Source organism: Pseudomonas sp. C8002, assembly GCF_013385765.1.
GTDB lineage: Bacteria > Pseudomonadota > Gammaproteobacteria > Pseudomonadales > Pseudomonadaceae > Aquipseudomonas.
The window spans coordinates 68,834-88,448 of record NZ_JACAPJ010000025.1 but is presented as its reverse complement, the minus strand read 5'-3'; the positions used below and the strand labels follow the sequence as shown (position 1 = coordinate 88,448).

At 60.7% G+C, this 19,615-nt stretch carries 18 protein-coding genes and 1 pseudogene; 4 read left to right on the top strand and 15 right to left on the bottom strand.

Going from position 1 to position 19,615, the window contains the following annotated elements; genetic code table 11:
- Positions 1–188: 188 nt before the first annotated feature.
- The 6 genes from HX814_RS25095 to HX814_RS25070 form a co-directional block, all read right to left on the bottom strand.
- Entirely contained in the window at positions 189–842 is a 654-nt protein-coding gene (locus HX814_RS25095; protein WP_134327067.1) for an HAD family phosphatase, read from the bottom strand.
- A 29-nt stretch (positions 843–871) separates the two neighbouring features.
- On the bottom strand, positions 872–1,861 hold the full coding sequence (locus tag HX814_RS25090; RefSeq protein ID WP_003219745.1) for an ABC transporter ATP-binding protein: 990 nt from the start codon (positions 1,859–1,861) through the stop codon (positions 872–874).
- Complete coding sequence (locus HX814_RS25085) at positions 1,858–2,658, bottom strand: ABC transporter permease (protein ID WP_102369616.1); 801 nt, start codon at positions 2,656–2,658, stop codon at positions 1,858–1,860. Before HX814_RS25085 ends, HX814_RS25090 begins: the two co-directional genes overlap by 4 nt.
- Entirely contained in the window at positions 2,645–3,490 is an 846-nt protein-coding gene (locus tag HX814_RS25080; protein ID WP_177010029.1) for an ABC transporter permease subunit, read from the bottom strand. The genes HX814_RS25085 and HX814_RS25080 overlap by 14 nt, the downstream gene beginning before the upstream one ends.
- On the bottom strand, positions 3,487–4,293 hold the full coding sequence (locus tag HX814_RS25075; RefSeq protein ID WP_102606234.1) for an alkaline phosphatase family protein: 807 nt from the start codon (positions 4,291–4,293) through the stop codon (positions 3,487–3,489). Before HX814_RS25075 ends, HX814_RS25080 begins: the two co-directional genes overlap by 4 nt.
- Before the next feature lie 187 nt (positions 4,294–4,480).
- Complete coding sequence (locus HX814_RS25070) at positions 4,481–5,548, bottom strand: ABC transporter substrate-binding protein (RefSeq protein WP_003219752.1); 1,068 nt, start codon at positions 5,546–5,548, stop codon at positions 4,481–4,483.
- A 351-nt stretch (positions 5,549–5,899) separates the two neighbouring features.
- Here HX814_RS25070 and HX814_RS25065 point away from each other — a divergent pair, with 351 nt between their 5' ends.
- On the top strand, positions 5,900–6,613 hold the full coding sequence (locus tag HX814_RS25065; RefSeq protein WP_010166446.1) for a UTRA domain-containing protein: 714 nt from the start codon (positions 5,900–5,902) through the stop codon (positions 6,611–6,613).
- A 382-nt stretch (positions 6,614–6,995) separates the two neighbouring features.
- Here the strand turns inward: HX814_RS25065 and HX814_RS25060 are convergent, their stop codons facing one another.
- The 3 genes from HX814_RS25060 to HX814_RS25050 all read right to left on the bottom strand — a co-directional run bounded on the left by HX814_RS25060 (position 6,996) and on the right by HX814_RS25050 (position 10,802).
- Positions 6,996–8,342, bottom strand: coding sequence for an amidohydrolase (locus HX814_RS25060; RefSeq protein ID WP_177010028.1), 1,347 nt, complete (start codon positions 8,340–8,342; stop codon positions 6,996–6,998).
- Positions 8,343–8,393: 51 nt separating this feature from the next.
- Complete coding sequence (locus tag HX814_RS25055) at positions 8,394–10,553, bottom strand: mechanosensitive ion channel family protein (RefSeq protein ID WP_003219758.1); 2,160 nt, start codon at positions 10,551–10,553, stop codon at positions 8,394–8,396.
- Between the two features lie 72 nt (positions 10,554–10,625).
- Positions 10,626–10,802 (bottom strand): hypothetical protein, encoded by a 177-nt coding sequence (locus HX814_RS25050; protein WP_003219760.1) that lies wholly within the window; start codon positions 10,800–10,802, stop codon positions 10,626–10,628.
- Positions 10,803–10,978: 176 nt separating this feature from the next.
- Here HX814_RS25050 and yegS point away from each other — a divergent pair.
- A pseudogene (gene yegS, locus HX814_RS25045) lies at positions 10,979–11,903 on the top strand (lipid kinase YegS); the annotation flags it as partial.
- Here the strand turns inward: yegS and HX814_RS25040 are convergent.
- The 3 genes from HX814_RS25040 to HX814_RS25030 form a co-directional block, all read right to left on the bottom strand.
- Positions 11,865–12,524, bottom strand: a complete 660-nt coding sequence (locus HX814_RS25040) for a response regulator transcription factor (RefSeq protein ID WP_003219763.1) — start codon at positions 12,522–12,524, stop codon at positions 11,865–11,867. The pseudogene yegS and the gene HX814_RS25040 overlap by 39 nt on opposite strands.
- Positions 12,521–13,414 (bottom strand): sensor histidine kinase, encoded by an 894-nt coding sequence (locus HX814_RS25035; RefSeq protein ID WP_003219766.1) that lies wholly within the window; start codon positions 13,412–13,414, stop codon positions 12,521–12,523. The genes HX814_RS25040 and HX814_RS25035 overlap by 4 nt, the downstream gene beginning before the upstream one ends.
- Positions 13,415–13,733: 319 nt before the next feature.
- Positions 13,734–14,177 (bottom strand): hypothetical protein, encoded by a 444-nt coding sequence (locus tag HX814_RS25030; protein ID WP_003219767.1) that lies wholly within the window; start codon positions 14,175–14,177, stop codon positions 13,734–13,736.
- Between the two features lie 549 nt (positions 14,178–14,726).
- On the opposite strand from HX814_RS25030, the gene HX814_RS25025 reads away from it, so the two are divergent.
- Positions 14,727–15,662: a chemotaxis protein CheV gene (locus HX814_RS25025; protein WP_008430676.1), complete on the top strand. Its 936-nt coding sequence runs from the start codon at positions 14,727–14,729 to the stop codon at positions 15,660–15,662.
- 39 nt (positions 15,663–15,701) lie between these two features.
- Positions 15,702–16,508: an MOSC domain-containing protein gene (locus HX814_RS25020; protein WP_003219772.1), complete on the top strand. Its 807-nt coding sequence runs from the start codon at positions 15,702–15,704 to the stop codon at positions 16,506–16,508.
- Between the two features lie 64 nt (positions 16,509–16,572).
- Here HX814_RS25020 and HX814_RS25015 read toward each other — a convergent pair whose 3' ends face one another.
- The 3 genes from HX814_RS25015 to HX814_RS25005 all read right to left on the bottom strand — a co-directional run bounded on the left by HX814_RS25015 (position 16,573) and on the right by HX814_RS25005 (position 19,447).
- Positions 16,573–16,857 carry a pyrimidine/purine nucleoside phosphorylase gene (locus HX814_RS25015; protein ID WP_150686752.1) on the bottom strand — a complete coding sequence of 95 codons (285 nt, stop codon included), beginning with the start codon at positions 16,855–16,857 and terminating at the stop codon, positions 16,573–16,575.
- Between the two features lie 47 nt (positions 16,858–16,904).
- The gene (locus HX814_RS25010; protein WP_003219774.1) at positions 16,905–17,447 is read right to left on the bottom strand and encodes an exonuclease domain-containing protein; all 543 of its coding nucleotides are present in this window, start codon (positions 17,445–17,447) and stop codon (positions 16,905–16,907) included.
- Positions 17,448–17,518: 71 nt separating this feature from the next.
- The gene (locus tag HX814_RS25005; RefSeq protein WP_177010026.1) at positions 17,519–19,447 is read right to left on the bottom strand and encodes an acetyl/propionyl/methylcrotonyl-CoA carboxylase subunit alpha; all 1,929 of its coding nucleotides are present in this window, start codon (positions 19,445–19,447) and stop codon (positions 17,519–17,521) included.
- Positions 19,448–19,615 lie beyond the last annotated feature (168 nt).

The following is a 19,615-nucleotide window of genomic DNA, read 5'->3' as shown; positions in this document are numbered from 1 at the left end:
CCGTCGCGGCGGCCCGCGGAGCAATGCCGGAGTGAGGGAACGCCGAGCCACAGCGAGGCGCCGACAGGCGGGGCAGAGCCCTTTGCTTACTTTGGGGCTTTTCCAAAGTGAGTCGCTGTAAGAGCGAAACCATAGGTGGCCGTTACCTGAATAACGGATATGTACCCACCTCAAACCAGCACAAAACGTCACACCCAATGATGAATCGGCCACCCAGCCTTCTCAGCATGCGCCCGCAGCACCGGGTCCGGATTCACCACCTGCGGGTTCTCCACCTTCAGCAACAGCGGCAAATCATTGCGCGAATCCGAGTAGAAGTACGCCCCATCAAGGTGCTCACCTTCCTGCTCCAGCCATTCCATCAGGCGAGTGATCTTGCCTTCGCGGTAAGTCAGTACACCTGTGGTCTTGCCGCTGTACACCCCATGGGCGACGTCCAGCTCAATCCCCAGCACTTCATCAATGCCGATACGCGCCGCAATCGGCTTGACCAGGTGCGTCCCCGACGCCGAGATCACCAGAATCCGGTCACCATTCTGGCGGTGCCGGGCGATAGTCCGGGTAGCTTCGCTGTAGATCAGCGGCTCGATAACGTCTTCCACCCACGGCTCTACAAGGTGCTCGATCTCTTCCGGCGTGCGGCCAATCATCGGCTCCAGGCTGAAGTCCATGAAATCCTCCATGGCCAGCTCACCGCGGCTGTAGGCCGCCATCAGTTCGTCGTTCTTGCGCATGAACGACTCACCATCCACCCAGCCCAGGCGGCCCATTTGCTCGCTCCACAGGGTGGCGCAGTCGCCGTGGATCAGGGTGTCGTCCAGATCAAAAATTACCAATGCCATCTGTCACGCTCTCTCAAATAAATCGTGCGTCAGGCTACTTCACACAACGCACTTGGGTCGATGGAAAGTGCCAATCTCTGACCATCCGGGTGCAGATCGTCAGCCGAGCGGTTAAGCACATCCACCACCAATTCCACGCCCCGGGCTTCGATGCGGTAGCGAATCACGTTGCCCAACAGGCTGTGGCTGCGCACCAACGCATCCAGCTCACCGCTGCGGCTGAGCTCAATGGCCTCCGGGCGAATGGCGATGCGCCCGGTGATCGGACGCTGCAACAGTTTGCTGGCCTTGTCGGCGTCCAGCAGGTTGTAGTTGCCGATAAAGCCCGCGGCGAACACATCCACCGGCGCGGTGTAGAGGGTCTCGGCATCGCCGCTCTGTACGATCTTGCCCTGGTTCATCAGGAAGATCCGGTCGGACATGGTCAGGGCTTCTTCCTGGTCATGGGTCACGAAGATGGTGGTCAGGCCCAGCTCGCGCTGGATCTGGCGAATCTGTTCGCGCAGGTGCTTGCGAATCCGTGCGTCGAGGGCCGACAGCGGTTCATCCAGCAGCAACAGACGCGGGCGCGTCACCAGGGAGCGGGCGAGGGCCACGCGCTGGCACTGGCCGCCGGACATCTGGTGCGGGTAGCGGCCGGCGAGTTCTTTCAGCTCCACCAGTTGCAACACTTCCTGCACGCGTTTGTGGCTGTCGTCGGCATTGACCTTCTGCATGCGCAGGCCGAAGGCGACGTTCTGTTCCACCGTCATGTTGGGGAACAGCGCGTAGCTCTGGAACACCATGCCGATATGCCGTTTCTGTGGGCTCAGCGGGACGATGTCCTGGCCATCCAGCAGGATTTTCCCGCTGTCCACCGAGGTCAGGCCGGCGATGCAGCGCAGCAGGGTCGACTTGCCGCAGCCCGACGGGCCAAGCAGGGTGACGAATTCGCCCTTGGCGATTTCGCAGTTGATGTCACTGAATACCGGCGTACCGGCGTAGCCTTTCTGCAGGTGTTGGACGCTGACGAAGCTCATTGGCTTTTGTCCTTGTTCAAGATGTTGGCGGCCCAGGTCAGCACCAGCACGAAGAAGAAATAGGAGATCACCAGGGCACTGGTGAAGTGGCCGCTGCTGTTACGCATATTGTTGAGGTACACCTGCAGGGTTTCGTAGCGGGTGCCCACCAGGATGTTGGCGAACACGAACTCGCCGAACAGGAACGAGAACGACAGCAGCAGTGCCACCATCAAGCCCTTGCGCAGGTTCGGCAGCACCACCAGGAACGCCGCCTGAAAGGTGCTGGCACCGAGCAGTTGGGCGGCATCCATCAGGTCCCGCAGGTTGATCGCTTGCAGGTTGTTGGTGATCGCCCGATACATGAACGGCAGCGCCACGGTGAAGTAGCAACCGATCAGGATCCACGGCGTACCTACCATCGCAAATGGCCCCGAGCCATAGAGCTGCAACAGCCCCACCGACGACACCACCGGCGGCACCGCGAAGGGCAGCAGGATCAAAATGTTCATCAGCGCGTCGAGTTTCGGAAAGTGGTAATGCACCACAAACAGCAGCGGCAGGATCAGCACCACCGACAAGATCAGCGCGCCGACGCACACCAGCAGCGACTGGCCGAAGGCATTCAGGAAGCGCGGGTCACTCCACAGCTGGATATACCATTTGAAGGTAAAGCCGGATGGCAGGATGGTCGCCGACCAACTGCTGGCGATGGAGTAGACCAGGGTGCCGAGCAATGGCAGCACCAGGACAGCAAGCAACAGGTACACCACTACGCGATGGTAGAGGGCGGCCGAGCCAGGTTCAGCGCGAGACATGGTAGCTCCTCTTGAGCAGCAGTTGATGGACTACGGTCACCACCGTCATGAGCGCTACCAGCACCACGGCCAGGGCACTGGCCATGTTCGGGTCCAGGGAAATATCGCCGGAGACCATCGCCGCGATGCGGATCGGCAGCACGTTGAAGTTGCCGGTGGTCAGCGCGTACACCGTGGCGTAGGCGCCGAGAGCGTTGGCCAGCAGGATCACGAAGGTGCCCAGCAGCGCTGGGGTCAGCACCGGCAAGCCGATATGCCGCCAGTATTGCCAGCCATCCGCGCCGAGCAACGAAGCGGACTCGCGCCAGTCTTCGCGCAACGCGTCAAAGGCCGGGTAGAGCAGCAGTACGCCGAGGGGAATCTGGAAATAGGTATAAAGGATGATCAACCCGGTCTTGGAATACAGGTTGAAGTCCTGAATGATCCCGGCCTGCTTGAGCATGATGGTGATGCTGCCGTTGAACCCCAGCAGGATGATGAAGGCGAAGGCCAGGGGTACGCCGGAGAAGTTGCTGGTCATGTTGGCGAAGGCGGTCACGAAATTGCGCAGCCGGCCATCCACCCGACGCAGCGAGTAACTGCCCAGCACGGCAATGACGATCCCGAACACACTGGAGTAGAAACTGATCTCCAGGCTGTACTGGATTGCCTGCAGGTAGAATTTCGAATTGGCGATCTTGCTGAAGTTGGCCAGGCCCCAGCCAAACTCTTCCGATTGCAGGCTGCTGACCAGCACCCAGAGCAGCGGAGCGATCTCGAACACGATAAAAAACAGCGCGAAGGGCACCAGGCACAAGGCGGCCAGCCATTTGCCGCGGATCACTGAATTCACTTCAACAGCTCCCGGCATACAGGTTTGTCGTGGGGTACACCCAACAGCTCGCAGACGGTGCCGCACAGCTCGGTTTGTTTGGGCGTGGCGTGGGTGTCGAGGCTGAAGGCATCACCCAGCACAAACAGCGGCACTTCCCGTTCTTCCGGCAGCAGGCCGTTGTGGGAGCGGTCGTTGTTCATGCCGTGGTCGGCCGTCACCAGTACCTGGTAACCGGCGTCGAGCCAGCCTTGCAGGTAGTCGGCGAGGATGATGTCGGCCGAGCGCGCGCTGTTGCGGTATTGCGGGGTGTCGAGGCCGTGCTTGTGGCCGGCATCGTCGATGTTCATCGGGTGCACCACCAGGAAATTCGGCGCGTGTTTGAGGCGCAGGCTTTCGGCGTCGGCAAACAGGTGCGAGTCCGGGTAATGGTCATTCCAGTAGAAATGCCCGTGCTGGATCGCCAGGGCCGGGTCGCTGGTATGCCGATCCCGGGCGGCGATAAAGGGCGAGCGGTTATACAACTCGCTGACCCAGTGATAAGCCGCCGCCGCCGTGGATAAACCGGCATCGGTGGCGTAATGGAAAATGCTGCGCTGGTTGGACAGGCGCGAGACGTTGTTGTGGACGATGCCGCTCTCGATCGGCGGGACGCCGGTGAGGATGCATTCGTACAGTGGCCGGGACAGGGCCGGCAGTTCACATTCCAGTTTGTACAATGCTGCGCGTCCTGCGCCGACATAGGCCTGCAAGTGCCCCATGGCGTGTCGGGCAACCTCGTAATTCAGGCCGTCGAGCACGACAAGGATGACGTTGTGCTTCATAGGGGCTGGGGCTCCGCAACAAATAGGCTTGACTCGGTTTTTCGGTTGGAACACCGATCAAATGTGGGAGCTGGCTTGCCTGCGATAGCGGTGTGTCAGTCGACAATGCTGCTGAATGTTATACCGCTATCGCAGGCAAGCCAGCTCCCACACTGACCGCGTTCCACTTGAACAGGCGTGTTAAGCCTTATTGCATATTGATGATGACTTCTTCCTGCCACTTCTGCGGCAGTGCCTTGGAGGTCTTCTCCCAAGCGTCGGCGTCCTTGATCGGCGTGACTTTCTTGTACTGCTCGTTAGGCAGCAGCTTGGCCTGTACGTCGGCTGGCAAGGTCAGGTGCTCGGCACGGATCGGCCGCGCATTGCCACGCGCCAGGTTGGTCTGGCCGGCGTCGCTGAAGATGTATTCGCGGGTCAGCTTGGCGGCGTTCGGGTGCTTGGCGTATTTGTTGATGATGGTGGTGTAGCCGGAAATCACCGAGCCGTCCGATGGGATCAGCACCACGTAGTCATCCGGGTTGGCCATCTTGGCTTTGTAGCTCAGGCCGTTGAAGTCCCAGACCACGCCCACTTCCACTTCGCCTTTTTCCATGGTGGCGATGGTTGGGTTGGCCAGCGACAGGCGGCCTTGCTTGGCGATGTCGGCGAACATCAGCAGCGCCGGCTGAATGTTCTTCTCGTCGCCACCGTTGGCGAGTGCGGCGGCGAGTACGCCGTTGGCCGCCTGGGCGGCGGTGCTCACGTCACCGATGGAAACCTTGTATTTGCCGGTCTTCAGGTCAGCCCAGCTTTTCGGCGCTTCGGAGCCGTGCAGGAGTTTTTTGTTGACGATAAAGGCGATGGTGCCGGTGTAGGCCAGGGCCCAGTTACCGTCCTTGTCTTTCGCCCAATCCGGGACTTGTGCCCAGGTGGTCGGTTTGTACGGTTGGGTAACGCCCTGTTTCACCGCGATCGGGCCGAAGGCTGCACCCACGTCGCCGATGTCGGCGCTGGCGTTGTCTTTCTCTGCCGCAAACTTGGCGACTTCCTGGGCGGAGCTCATGTCGGTGTCGATGTGCTTGAGGCCGTAGGTCTTGGCCAGGTCGTCCCAGGTGCCTTTCCAGTTGGCCCAGTCATCGGGCATGCCGACGCTGTTGACGGCGCCTTCCGCTTTCGCGGCGGCTTCCAGGGTTTTTAGATCGGTATCAGCGGCCATGGCGGCGGTGCACATGGCAATGGTCGAGCCTAACAGTGATGCCAGGAAAAGCTGTTTCATCCGAAGCTCCTTTGGGCGTTTTCAACGCTGCGTTTTTATCGACGTTTGCGGTGGTGTTGGTCTAGGTCAGCAATACACGAGCCAATTTAGGCGTGGCGGATGACAGTTTCATGTCGATGTCGTTTTTTGTTGGCCTGGACGGGGGATCACCGGGTAAGCGTAGACCATGCCAAACCGCCCGGAAGCCTTGGACTTGGCCGATGTATTGCAGGTCTTGTGGCAGGACGTCGCGAGGCGCTGTCATCTGTCGGTCATGTGCAATGCCTAGGCTTGCACGCAACAGCAGAGGCGCGTTTAGAGGGCGTTTTGTGCACCTGAATAGTGCTGGTCTAGTCCAGATAGGTAACGTTGATGCGTGATGAGGCAACCAAGGCGGTGACAACCATTGGCCTGGCGCTGCAAGAGCAGATCGACCATGGCTTGTTGGCGCCTGCCAGTAAGCTGCCGGCCGAGCGCAAGCTCAGCGAGTTGTTTGGTACCACCCGGATTACGGTGCGGGAAGCCTTGTTACAACTTGAGGCACAAGGGCAGATTTATCGCGAGGAGCGGCGGGGGTGGTTTGTGTCGCCGCCCAGGCTTGCCTATAACCTGATGCAGCGCAGTCATTTTCACGCGATGGTGAGTGCCCAGGGTCGGGTGCCGTCGACCGAGGTGATTTCGGCGCGGTTGCAGCCGGCTTCGGCGGCGGTGTGTGCGTGGTTGCAGTTGCCGGCGTTGTCCAGCGTGATTCAGATTTGCCGGGGGCGCAGGATTGATGGGCGGTTGGTGTTGTATGTGGAGCACTATCTGAACCCGCAGTATTTTCCGGGGATTCTGGAGTGTGATTTGAATCAGTCGATTACGGAGTTGTATGCGCGGGTGTATGACTTGCACTACGGGCGGGTGCGGTTTGAGATTGTGCCGACGTCATTGCAGGTTGAGGCTGCGGCGGCGTTGAGGGTGTCGGTGGGGAGCCCGGGGTTGCGGATTGCTCGGGTTAATTATGATCAGCATGAGCGGTTGATTGATTGTGATCTGGAGTTTTGGCGGCATGATGCGATTCATGTGGGGGTGGATGTGGTTTGACGTTTTGCCTGTGTGTATCCGTTATTTAGGTAACGGCGGCTTTTGGTTCCGCTCTCACAGCGGCTCACTTTTGAACAGCTGGAATGCCGGCCCAGCCCCAAGTAAGCACAGGGCTTTACCCCGATGACCCGAGTGTTAGAGCAAAAGCAGAGCCGCTTTATGTGGGAGCGGGCTTGCTCGCGAAAAACCTGAGGGCGCCGCGTTGAGTCAGGATACCCACGTCATCGTTAACGACCTTCGCGAGCAAGCCCGCTCCCACATTTGGATCGTGTCCGCCTTTGGGTTTGCTGTTGCTTCACCACACTTAAGCCCGAGCGAGGTGCAGAGTGGTGGGGCAAGAGCGGAACCCTAGGCGGCCGTTACCTGAATAACGGATATACCCTCAATCCGCCGCATTGGCATACAAATAATCCGTCGCCAACGAAGCCAGCGTCCGAACCCCAACCACCAACGCCGACTCATCCACAAAGAACCCCGGATTATGATTCGGCGCCGCCTTGCTCATGTCCTGATCCCTCGGCGTCACCCCCAGAAACACAAACAACCCTGGCGCTTCCTTGGCATAAAACGAGAAGTCTTCAGCCCCACCCACTAACGGGGCGTTGACCACATCCCCATTCGCCGCCCAACGCAAACTCGGCAGCATCTTCTCGGTCAGCGCCGGGTTGTTGATGGTCGGGTCGTACTTCTCAATGATCGTCACCTCAGCCTTCGCCCCACCACTCTCGGCAATCTTCTCGACGGTCTGCCGCACATCCGCATGCAGCTTCTGGCGAATGCCATAGTCGTAGGAGCGAATGGTCCCACTCATGTCCACCGACTCGGGAATGATGTTGTACCGCGTCCCTCCGTTGATGGTGCCAATACTCACCACCGCCGGAAACGAAGAAATGTCGGTACGCCGACTGACCACCGTCTGCAGCCCCACAATGGCCTGCGCCCCCACGGTAATCGGATCGATCCCATCCCACGGCCGCCCCGCATGGGTCTGCTTGCCCAGGATCTTGATCCGCAGGTCATCCGAGCTCGCCAGCGTCGGCCCCGGCCGATACGCAATCTGCCCCGCAGGCACCCCGGCCCACACATGCAGCCCAAAAACGGCATCCGGCTTGGGCGATTTCATCAGCCCTTCCTGCACCATCATCTTCGCGCCCCAAGTGTTTTTACCGTCGGGGATAAAGTCGCTCGGGCCTTCTTCAGCCGGCTGGAAATAAAACACCACGGTCCCAGGCAGACGATCGCGCATACCTGTAAGGATTTTCGCCGTGCTCAGCAGGATGGCGGTGTGGGCGTCGTGGCCGCAGGCGTGCATCACGTCGACTTCTTTATCGAGGTACACACCCTTGGCCTTCGAGGCGAAGGGCAGGCCGGAGACTTCCTTGACCGGCAGCGCATCCATGTCGGCGCGCAAGGCCACGGTCGGGCCGGGCAGGGCGCCCTTGAGGATGGCGACAACGCCCGTGCGCGCCACGCCAGTCTTGACCTCCAGCCCCATCTCCCGCAGCTGCTTGGCCACCAGCTCCGCGGTGCGATGTTCGGTATTGCCCAGTTCAGGATGGGCGTGGATGTCGCGCCGGGTTTCCAGCAGGGCCGGTTCCAGTACTTTGGCCTGGGCGGCGATGGTTTCGCGGGCACTGTCCTGGCCGCTGTTGGCGGCGATGACCGCGCTGCTGGCGACACCGCACAGCAGGCCGAATACCCATTGGTGTGTAAGACCGGTCAAACGCATAAGGACTCTCCATGATTATTGTTGTTGATCCTGACGTCATCCGGGCAGCGCTTATTCTTTCTCTTGCACGCCTCCCGCCGCTGTCACCACTTGCACGCTCAAGCGTGGGGTGGCCAGGTCCAGCCCGGCTTCATCGAGGTGACGCTTGAGCGACAGGTTGAACGCCCGCGAAACCTCCCACTGCTTGATCGGCGCGGTCTTGAAGCGGGCGCGAAGAATCGCACTGCCGGACTCGAAACTTTCTACACCCTGAATCTCCAGCGGCGACCAGATATTGCGCCGCTGCAACGGGTCGTTGCGCATCTTCTGCCCGACGTCGCGCATCAGCTTGATGGCGTCGTCGATTTCCATGTTGTAGGGAATCGCCACCCGGAAGATCGCGTAGCCGAACTCCCGGGAGTAGTTCTTGATGCTTTTGATTTCACTGAACGGGATCGTATGCACGATGCCGTCGATGTCCCGCAGGCGCACGGTACGGATGGTCAACCCTTCGACCGTCCCCAGGTGGCCGCCGACATCCACGTAGTCATCAATTGCCAGGGAGTCTTCGATAATGATGAACAGGCCGGTGATCAAATCCGCCACCAGCGACTGTGCACCAAAACCGATGGCCAGGCCGATCACACCGGCACCCGCCAGCAGCGGCGTGACGTTCATGCCCATGTTCGCCAGGGCGACGATGGCGGCAATGATGAAGATGGTCACGAACAGCACGTTGCGAATCAACGGCATCATCGTTTGCGCACGCGCGTTGGCCAGGCCTTTGCGCGAGCGGGTGAGGGCGTGGTGGATCGCGGTGTCGCTGAGGATCCAGATCAGCCAGGCAAACAGCAATGTGCCGGCAAGGCCGAACAGCTTGACGCTGATTTCATGCCCGTCGCCTTCGGTAAAGCGGATCAGCGACAGGCCCCAGACCCGCAGGCCGAGTTCGATAAACACCAGCCACACCACCAGGTGGGCGAGGGTGTAGACGAAGCTTTTCAGGCGCTCGGAGTACAGCGCATGGCGCTTGTGCCCACGCTGCGGCTTGAGGGAATGGCGGCGCACCAGGCCGTTGATCACCATGCACAGCACCAGCAACACCGTGCACAACAACGACTGGCGCAGGGCGGTGCTGGTGTCGCCGGCGGAGACGAAGGTGGCGAACAGCGAGATGCCCACCAGCAGCAACGCCGGCAGGTACCAGAAGGTACCGACGATTTCGATAGTGTCACTCAGGGCGCGGCGGGTCAGGCGGCGGGACAGCGGCTGGTTGCGGATCAGGTGCGCAATCGGCCGGCGGAATCGCAGGATGAACACACCGGTGGACAGCGCGGCCATGACATTGGCGATGGTCGCGGCGACATGGGACAGGTGCTGGCCCAGGCTCTCGGCCAGGCGCGGGTCGCTGACGGCTTCGCCAAAGGCGGCAAAGCTGCCGATCAGCCACAACGGCCGGAAGGCCTGGTGGCGCAGGATGTACAACGCGCGGTGACGGTGCGGGCCGTCGAGTACGGAAAAGGCGACCACGCAGATCGCCGAGAAGCAGGTGCCCACCACCAGCGCGTAGGCCAGCACCATCGCCAGGGATTTGCCGAGGGACGAGGGCAGTGCGTAACTCATGTAGACGGTGATCACCAACGCGATCAGCCACGGGCCGAGCTTGCGCAGGGCAAAGCGCAGCAGGTCCCAGGTCTTGGGGTGTTGCGGCAGTTCTTCGGTCAGGCCGAAGCGTTCGCGCACCCGGTGGCTGAGCCAGATCAGGATCGCGGCCAGCAGGCTCCAGAGCATCAGGATCATGGCAAAGGCAAAGATGATCGGCAGCCATTCGCTGGCCGGCAGCATCAGTGCGGTGAGTTCATCCTTGGCCTGGTCAAACTCGTTGGACCAGCGATTGAGCGGGCTGTCGGCACCGGAGAATTGTTGCTCCAGGCTCGACAGCGTGCCGCCGATCAAACCGAGTACACCCAGTTCGGCGGCGGGCTGGGCCTTTTGCGTGGTCTCACGAAGCTTTTTCAGGTCGCTCAGCAGCTTGGTGCGCTGCTGGTCGTTTTCCAGGGTCTTGATCACCTCGTCCAGGGACTGGCCCAACGGGACGTCGGCTTGCGGCTGGGTTTTGGTGTTGCTGCCCAGCAGCCCCGGCAGGCTCACGGCGTGGGCAGGCGCCATGGGCAGCAGGGTCAGCAGGCAGAAAAGCAGGCAACAGGGCAGGGCAAACAGACGGGCAAGCACGAGGCGGTCAACCTTAAAAACGACGAATTGACCGAGTGTACGAGGCCGTCATGTGCAATGCGAGTGAGATTGTCATTCGGCGAGTTTGGCGAGGATCTTGTAAACCACGGTGCCGAGGATCAGCAGCATGCCGATCCACATGCCGAACACACCGATGGGTTTGTCGCGGAAGTTGAAGCCGATGGCCAGGAGGATCATGCCGGTCAGTATGGGGATAAGCATGGAGTGGAAGGCGGACATGGTGATCATGGTGCGACGGCCTTGTCGGGTGGGAATAGGTATAAGTCTAGGTCGATTTCGCCAAGTGCGAGTTGATCCGTGTCAGAAACGCTACAAAACCCGGTTAATTTCTACATCCGATGGCTTTTTTTCGATTGGCCACGGTCAACATCCCTCAGGAACCTTAAACCCAGGAGCATTCATCCATGAGCACACCCAAGGCACTGTTGATTCTGCACGGCAAGCAAGCCCTCAACGAAGAGGTGCGGGCGGCAGTGCAGGGCAAGCGCGAGCAGGGCTGGGAGCTGGCCGTACGGGTGACGTGGGAGGGTGGCGATGCCCAGCGGTTTGTCGATCAGGCCCTTGCCGATGGCTACACGCGGCTGATCGCCGGCGGCGGTGACGGCACCCTGCGGGATGTGGCCGAGGCCATGGCCCGGGCCAAGACCGAGGCCAGCCTGGTGCTGATGCCCCTCGGTACCGCCAACGATTTTGCCCGCGCCGCCGGTGTGCCGCTGGAGCCCGAGCAGGCCCTGGACCTGCTGGATGTACCGGCCCGTGCCATCGACCTGGGCGAAGTAGGCGGACAGATCTTCCTGAATATGGCCACCGGTGGTTTTGGCAGTCAGGTCACCGCCAACACCTCCGAAGACTTGAAGAAAGTCCTCGGTGGCGCGGCGTATCTGTTCACCGGCCTGTCACGCTTCAGCGAGTTGCGCGCGGCCTACGGTGAATTGCAGGGCCCCGACTTTCACTGGCGCGGCGAACTGCTGGCCCTGGGCATCGGCAACGGGCGCCAGGCCGGTGGTGGCCACGTGCTGTGCCCCGGCGCCCTGGCCGATGATGGTTTGTTGGATATCAGCATCTTGCCGGCGCCGCAGGAAGTGGTCGGCACCCTGCGCAACCTGATGACGGACGGCTGGGGCCTGGACAATATGTTTGTGCGGGCGCGCTTGCCGTGGGTCGAAATCAAGGTCGCCGAAGGGCTGGCGATCAACCTCGACGGCGAACCACTCCAGGGTGACGACTTGCACTTCTCGGCCTTGCCCCAGGCACTGCGGGTGCATCTGCCGGAGGACTCACCGTTGCTGACTAATCGTCAAGGCTGATGATCTGTTCGCGCACTGCGAACAGCACCAGGCCCGCCACGTCGAAAATCTGCAGGCGCTTCATGATCTGCGAGCGGTGGGCTTCTACGGTCTTGATGCTCAGACCCAGGCCATTGGCGATTTCACGGGTGGACTTGCCGCGCACGATCAAGCGCAGGATTTCCAACTGGCGTGCCGTCAGGTTGTGGCTGTGGGGCGGCGGGTTGACCTGGGCCTGATTGCGGATCAGCGCCTGGTTGATCACCGTATGGGCGATTGCCGGGCTGAGGTAGCGTTCGTTGTTGCGCAACGCCAGCAGCGCGTGCTCCAGCTCATTGGCCGTGGTGTCCTTGAGCAGGTAGCCATGGGCGCCGGACTCCAGCGCGCACATGATCAGCTCCGGGTCGGTGTGCATCGACAGGATCAGCACCTTGCTCTTCGGGTAGGCGCGCTTGAGGTCTTTCAATGCATCGAGCCCGCCGGTGTGCTTCATCGACAGGTCAAGCAGCACGATGTCGGGTTGCAGCGCGTCAAACCGCTCCAGCAACTGCGCGCCGTCGCTCGCTTCACCGATCACCGCGTAGCCGGGAATATCCATGACCAGCGCACGCACGCCGGCCCTGATCAGGGAGTGGTCATCCACCAGGAGTAAGTTGCACGTCACTCTAGAACCTTATGGGGGTTGGCCCGTTCGAGGGCGCGGGGCGCCCAGGGGAAAAGCGCTTCGATCCTCGTCCCGGAGCCTGGCTGGCTATTGACCGACAATGTGCCTCCCAGTTGATCAATCCGCTCGGACATTCCCGCCATGCCCCGCTGGCCTTCCTGGGCGGGGTTGATGGCGGGCGAAAAGCCCTGGCCGTCATCGCTGATAAACAGTGACAGGCCTTCGGGCAGGCGTTGCAGGCGTACCAGCAGGTTACGTGCCTGGGCATGGCGCAGCATGTTGGTGACGGCTTCCTGGGTAATGCGAAAGGCGGCAACAGCCATCTCTTCCGGGATGCCGGTCAGCCGTTGATGGCATTCCAGGCTCCAGCTTACCCGGGTGTTTTCCAGGGTCTTGAGCAGATGCGCCCGCAGGCTCGCCTCAAGGCCCAGGCTCGCCAGTTGCCGGGGGTTGAGGATGGCCGACACGTCCTGCACCTTGGCCAGGGTTTCGTTGAGGGTGTTGCACAGCACCGCACAGTGGCCCTGCAGGTTTTCCGGAAGACGGCGCTTGAGCCATTCACTTTGCAGCTTGGCGGCGGTCAACAGTTGGCCGATATCGTCGTGCAGTTCGCGGCTGAGACGATGACGTTCGTTTTCCTGGACCTGCAACAGACGGTCGGCCAACTCCTGGGGCTGGAACTTGATGGACTTGCGTGAGCGCCACTGTTGCAAGCCCACCACCAGCAGGGTGGCCAGGTTCACTGACAACAGCGCCAGGGGAAGATCGGCCGAGTGTGCATAAGCCCACAGGCTGAGCAGGCACGCGCACAGGCATAGCGCGAGGGTTATCCAGCGTGCATTGCTTCGGGACACGGACCTTGCGATGAGTGACTTCAGGCTGGCGTACATAGGAGGCGCATTTCACGTTTATATGCATCATGAAGTTGAGTCACTTCGAGCGGGGCATGGTACCACCACTATTACCGTTGGTCGCCTGGCGCCGAGCGGGATGAGGAGTATTAATCACGGCAGCGTCCCGGAAGGTAGTCCCGGAGTTCAACGAGTGGGGAAGTTGTATCATTGAAGTTGTTTTGTATCAGTATTGTCGTTAGTGGCTTATTGATATTTTTCTGCTAACGACGTCGTGATGCATAAATAGTTGTGGTGTCGTTTTTAGATAATCAGGCAATTGAATGCGACATTTTTGTCGCTTGAATGCGAAGAAGCCTCAAATAGCGTAAGGCCTGTGTTGTTGCTTATAGCCGAAATCGCTTTGGGGGATGTGTTGGACAACGGTGGCGATCAACACGGTTTGTTCCGTTTCATCCAGGCCGAGCTTGCCGGTTTTTGTATCGATCAACTCCAGTTGCCAGGCCAGCAGGGTGAGGCAGTTGTGCAGTGCATCAAGTGCTTCGTCATGCAGTTGCAGGGGGCTGGCGGCGTTGCTGATCAGGTACTGGATATGCCGTGAGAACTCGCTGATCGCCCTCAGGGCCAGGGCTTCGGATTTTTCCGCGAGCTTGATCAGGTTGGTTTTCATGCAGTCGATCGCGTCACTGTCGTTGCGGATCAAATGCAGGTGGCTCAAGCATTCTTCAGACTTGGCCAGCAACATTTCCGCTTCGAGGAGGAACTCGGGAAGTGCAAGTTGCCACTCTTTGCCGTCGTTCATCACACAAGTCTCCAGAACATACGATCGGATGATGAGATGTTGCACCGGTTGAATGGCGTAAAACTACCGCTGAAATATGACGAATATCTGTAGGCCCGTTCCGACTTTTCAGTAGGAAATTTATTTGAATGACGGCCGTCGTCCGAGTACCCCACAATTTCCAGGGGCATTCGCACAACTTCTTTGGGTGCCAGTACATAAGTCACTGGATGATCCGTTGGCCGTGGGCTTGCGATAGCAAACAAAAGCCTGACTCCATTCATGCAATGAGAATGGCGTCACATTAATGGCTATTAGATATCGCGAATATCAGGTTGGTCCTGATTGTGGATAGGGGAATCCCTTACATAGCGGAACCTCGCGCAGACTTTGCGGTCACGCGGCGGTGGTGATGGGCCTTGCGTTGAAGCGGGTTCAGTAAAGCATGATGTCAGTGTGACATCAATGGATTTGCATGGCATTTTAGTGGGGGTCAAGGTCCGGCGTTTGCCGCCGATAACCTGCTTCAGTGACCAGCACTATCCATCCGCTAAACCCCAGGAGTCTTTAATGGCCGGCATTCTCGACACGGTAGATCAACGCACACAATTGGTGGGTGAGAATCGCCTGGAGATCCTCATGTTTCGCCTGGCCGGGCGGCAGCTGTTCGCGATCAACGTGTTCAAGGTGCAGGAAGTGCTGCAACTGCCCAAGTTGACCCTGATGCCCCAGCGCCACCCGTTTGTCTGCGGGGTGGTCAACCTGCGTGGGCAGACGTTGCCGGTGATCGACCTGTCCCAGGCGATTGGCATGCGTCCGCTGATTCCGGGCCCCAACAGCACCATTATCGTCACCGAGTACAACCGCTCGGTGCAGGCGTTCCTGGTGGGCGGCGTCGACCGCATCGTCAACATGAACTGGGAGGCGATCCTGCCGCCGCCGGCAAGTGCCGGGCGCCAGCATTACCTGACGGCCATCAGCAAGGTCGATGACCAGTTGGTGGAAATCATCGACGTGGAAAAAGTCCTCGCCGAAATCGTGCCCTACAATGCCAAGGTTTCCCGCGAGAAACTTGAAGACCCGGTGCTGGAACGCGCCCGCGGCCGCGAAGTGCTGCTGGTGGATGACTCCAACGTCGCCCTCTCGCAACTGCGTGACACCCTCGGACAGTTGGGGGTGAAGATGCACATTGCCAGCGACGGCCTCAAGGCACTGAACATGCTCAAGGCCTGGGCCGACAGTGGCCAGGTGATGACCGACAAGCTGTTGATGATCTTCACCGACGCCGAAATGCCCGAGATGGACGGCTACCGCCTGACCACCGAGATTCGCAACGACCCGCGCCTGCGCAGCCTGTACGTGGTGCTGCATACGTCGTTGTCCGGCAGCTTCAACGACTCGATGGTGAAGAAGGTCGGTTGCGACAACTTCCTCTCCAAGTTCCAGCCCGACAAGTTGGTGGACGTGGTGCGTCAGCGCCTGATGCTGGACGAAGTCCCGGCTTGAGCTTAGGGTGACGGCTTTGTCCCTCAGGAATGCAGGCCCATGCTTCGTCTCAGCGCGTTGTACCGATACCCCTTGAAGTCCGGCAAGGGTGAATCCTTGCAGCAGATCGGCCTGGACACACTCGGGCTCGACGGGGATCGACGCTGGATGTTGGTGGACGAGGCCAGCGGGCGTTTCCTGACCCAGCGCGCCGTGGCCAGGATGAGCCAGCTCTCGGCGCTGTGGAACAGCGCCGGTGGCCTGACCTTGAGCGCCGAGGGCCAACCTGCGCTTGACGTGCCACTACCCGGCAGCGATGCCGAGTTGCGCGGCGTGACCATCTGGCGTGACACCTTGCGCGTGCCGGATGCCGGTGACGAGGCGGGCGCCTGGCTCAGCGAATTCATCGGCAAACCCACGCGGCTGGTGCAAGTGCCGCTGTCCCGTGCACGCACGACCGAGGCCGGCTACGGCAAGGATGATGACAAGGTCGCGTTTGCCGATGGCTTTCCGTTGCTGCTGATCGGCCAGGCGTCCCTGGATGACCTGTCCCAGCGTATCGGTCGGCCCATGGAGATGCTGCGTTTTCGCCCCAACCTGGTGATCGAGGGCAGCGAAGCCTTTGCCGAAGACGGCTGGAAGCGGATACGGATCGGTGATGTGGAGTTTCGCGTGGTCAAGTCCTGCTCACGCTGCATCCTCACCACCATCGACCCGGCGAGTGGCGAGCGCAGTGCCGACCGCGAACCGCTGGCCACGCTCAAGACCTACCGCGAGCAAGAGGGCGATGTGATGTTTGGGCAGAACCTGGTCAACGATGGGGTGGGCCGCCTGGAAGTCGGCATGCCGGTGACGATCCTGGAGTAAGCAGCCCTGAAATGAAAAATGCCCGTCTCTCGCGAGACGGGCATTTTTTTCGGCTATCGAACGTTTAGCCGCGGTATTCGCACAGGTAGGCGGTGTCGACCGCCACCTTCAGCTGGAACTTGCTGTTGGCTGGCACGTTGAACTGGGTGCCGGCGGCGAAGGTTTCCCAGTCGGTGCTGTCTGGCAGCTTGACGGTCAGTGCGCCCGATACCACGTGCATGATTTCACGCTGGGCAGTGCCGAACTCGTATTCACCCGGGGCCATGACGCCGATGGTCGCCGGACCTTCTGCAGTGCCGAAAGCGATCGACTTGACGGTGCCGTCGAAGTACTCGTTGACTTTAAACATGGGCGAATCCTCGGAAAAGGGTCAAGAAAGGTCGGCCAGTATGCCTTCTACACGGGCAAAATCAACGGCAGCAGCCGTGCGGTATTGCGTGCATCTTCCAGCGCCCGATGCTGTTGGCCGTGGAACTGCATGCCGGCCAGTTGCAGCGCGCCGTTGAGCCCCAGCGGCTTGTCCAGGCGCCGGGCCTTGGCGAAGCGTTGCTTGAGGTTCACGTGGGGCGTCTGGCCCAGCACGCTGCTCAAGCCATGGCGCTGCCACTCCAGTTCCAGTTGCTGGCGATCGTAGTCACCCCAGCTTGCCCAGCCTTCCAGGCGTGCCTGGTGCTGGCCAAGCCAGCGTTCGAACAGCGGCCACACCTCGATCAACGGCGCGGCAGCGTCGATATTCGCCTGGGTGATGTGGGTCAACTGGCGGCAGAACGGCGTCAGCAGCGGCCTGCGCAATGGCCGCACGAAACGCTGGAAATGGTCCAGTTCACGGCCCTGGCGGTTGACCAGGCTCACACCGATTTCGATGATTTCCATCTCGGTCACGGGCCAGCCGCCTTCATCCGTTGTGGCTTCAAGATCAATAATCAGCCAATGAGGCATCGCAGGTTCCCGTACTCTTCCCGTCCTGATGGGGATAGAGCGTAGCCAAGCCTGCTAGTTCCGCCCAGGGCTTACTCGATCTCCAGCAAAATCTGACGGTTCCTGACCTGATCGCCTGCAACCGCCTGGATTCGCTTGACCACGCCACTCATGCCGGCCTTGAGGGGGTGCTCCATTTTCATCGCTTCCAGCACCAGCAACAGCTGGCCCTTGCTGACCGAATCGCCTTCGCTGACCCGTACTTCGACAATTGCCCCGTCCATCGGCGCCTTGACCGTGCCGTTGCTGGCCTCGGCCTGGCGGGTGGCGACGGTTTGGGTTCGATCATTGATGCACACGCCGGGCAACCAGAGCCGGGTGCCTTGCAGGTGGTAGGCAATGCGACGGCGAATGCCGTTGAGAACGGCGGTGGCCCAGCGTCCGTCGGTGGAGAGGTCGCGTATTTCGATGGCGTGCTGATCAATCTCGACTTGCAGGCAATTGTCCGCCAGCACACTGAGGCTGATGGCCCGGGGCTCGTCGTGTTCGGCCAATTGCCAGGTCCAGGGTACGCTGGCGTTGTTGCGCCAGCCGGATAATGGCTGGGTGTGAGCGCTGGCGCTGTGTTGGTAAAACAGCGCGGCGGCCAGGGCCAGCTCTTCGTTGGTCGCGTGGGGACGCGGGATGTCGCTGAAGTGTTCGGCAATAAAGCCGGTGCTGAAGTCGCCGGCGATGAAGTGTGGATGCTTGAGCAGGCTGGCCAGCAGGCGCTGGTTGGTGGGCACGCCGAGCAGCACGCAGTCTTCCACGGCCCTGACCAGCTTGCGCCGGGCCTCTTCGCGGGTGGCGCCGTGGGCGATGATCTTGCCCAGCATCGAGTCGTAGAACGGGGTGATGCGCTGGCCTTCCAGCACGCCATGATCGATGCGCACACCTGGCGCCGGGTCCCAGCGCAGTACGTCGCCGGTTTGCGGGAGGAAGCCCTGGGCCGGGTCTTCGGCGTACAGGCGCACTTCCATGGCGTGGCCGGTGAGGGTCACTTGTTCCTGACTCAGGGGCAAAGGTTGGCCGGCGGCGATGTGCAGTTGCCAGGCGACGAGGTCGAGGCCGGTGATCAGTTCGGTGACCGGGTGTTCGACCTGCAGGCGGGTGTTCATTTCCAGGAAGTAGAAATTGCCGTCGCGGTCGAGCAGGAACTCCACCGTGCCGGCGCCGACGTAATTGACGGCGCGCGCGGCCTTGAGGGCGGCTTCGCCCATGGCTTGGCGCAGCTTGGGGGTCATGACGGGGCAGGGGGCTTCTTCGATGACTTTTTGATGGCGGCGCTGGACCGAGCAGTCGCGTTCGCCGAGGTAGATCAGGTTGCCGTGGGTGTCGCCGAACAGTTGGATTTCGACGTGGCGGGGGGCGATCAGGGCTTGTTCGAGGATGAGTTCGGCGCTGCCGAAGGCGTTTTGTGCTTCGGAGCGGGCGGTGCGCAGGTGTTCCAGCAGGGTGTCGGGGTTGTGTACCAGGCGCATGCCGCGGCCGCCGCCGCCGGCGCTGGCCTTGATCATCAGTGGGTAGCCGATGTGGGTGGCTTGTTGTTGCAGGGTTGGGTCGCCCTGGTCGGGGCCTTGGTAGCCCTTGATGCAGGGGACGCCGGCGTTGAGCATGGCGATTTTTGAGAGGCGTTTGCTGCCCATCAGGTCGATGGCTTCGGGGCTGGGGCCGATGAAGGTGAGGTCGGCGTTTGCGCAGGCTCGGGCGAAGTCGGGGTTTTCGGAGAGGAAGCCGTAGCCGGGGTGGATGGCGTCGGCGCCGGTGCGGTGGGCTGCGTTGAGGATGGCTTCGATGTTCAGGTAGGACTGGGTGACGGGGGCGGGGCCGATGTTGATGGCTTCGTCGGCCATCTGGACGTGCAGGGCGTCGGCGTCGGCTTCGCTGTAGATCGCTACGGTGCGGTAGCCCAGGGATTGAGCGGTGCGCTGGATGCGGCAGGCGATTTCGCCACGGTTGGCTATGAGGATTTTGTTGAACATGAGTGACCCCTTGGGTTGGCGTTTACCGTGTACATATCCATTCCTGCGGTAACGGCTGCTATTGGTTCCGCTCTTACAGCGGGTCACTTTTGAAAAGCGCAAAAGTAACCAAAACGCTCTGCCCCGCCTGTCGGCACCTCGCTAGGGCTCGGTGTTCCCTCACTCCGG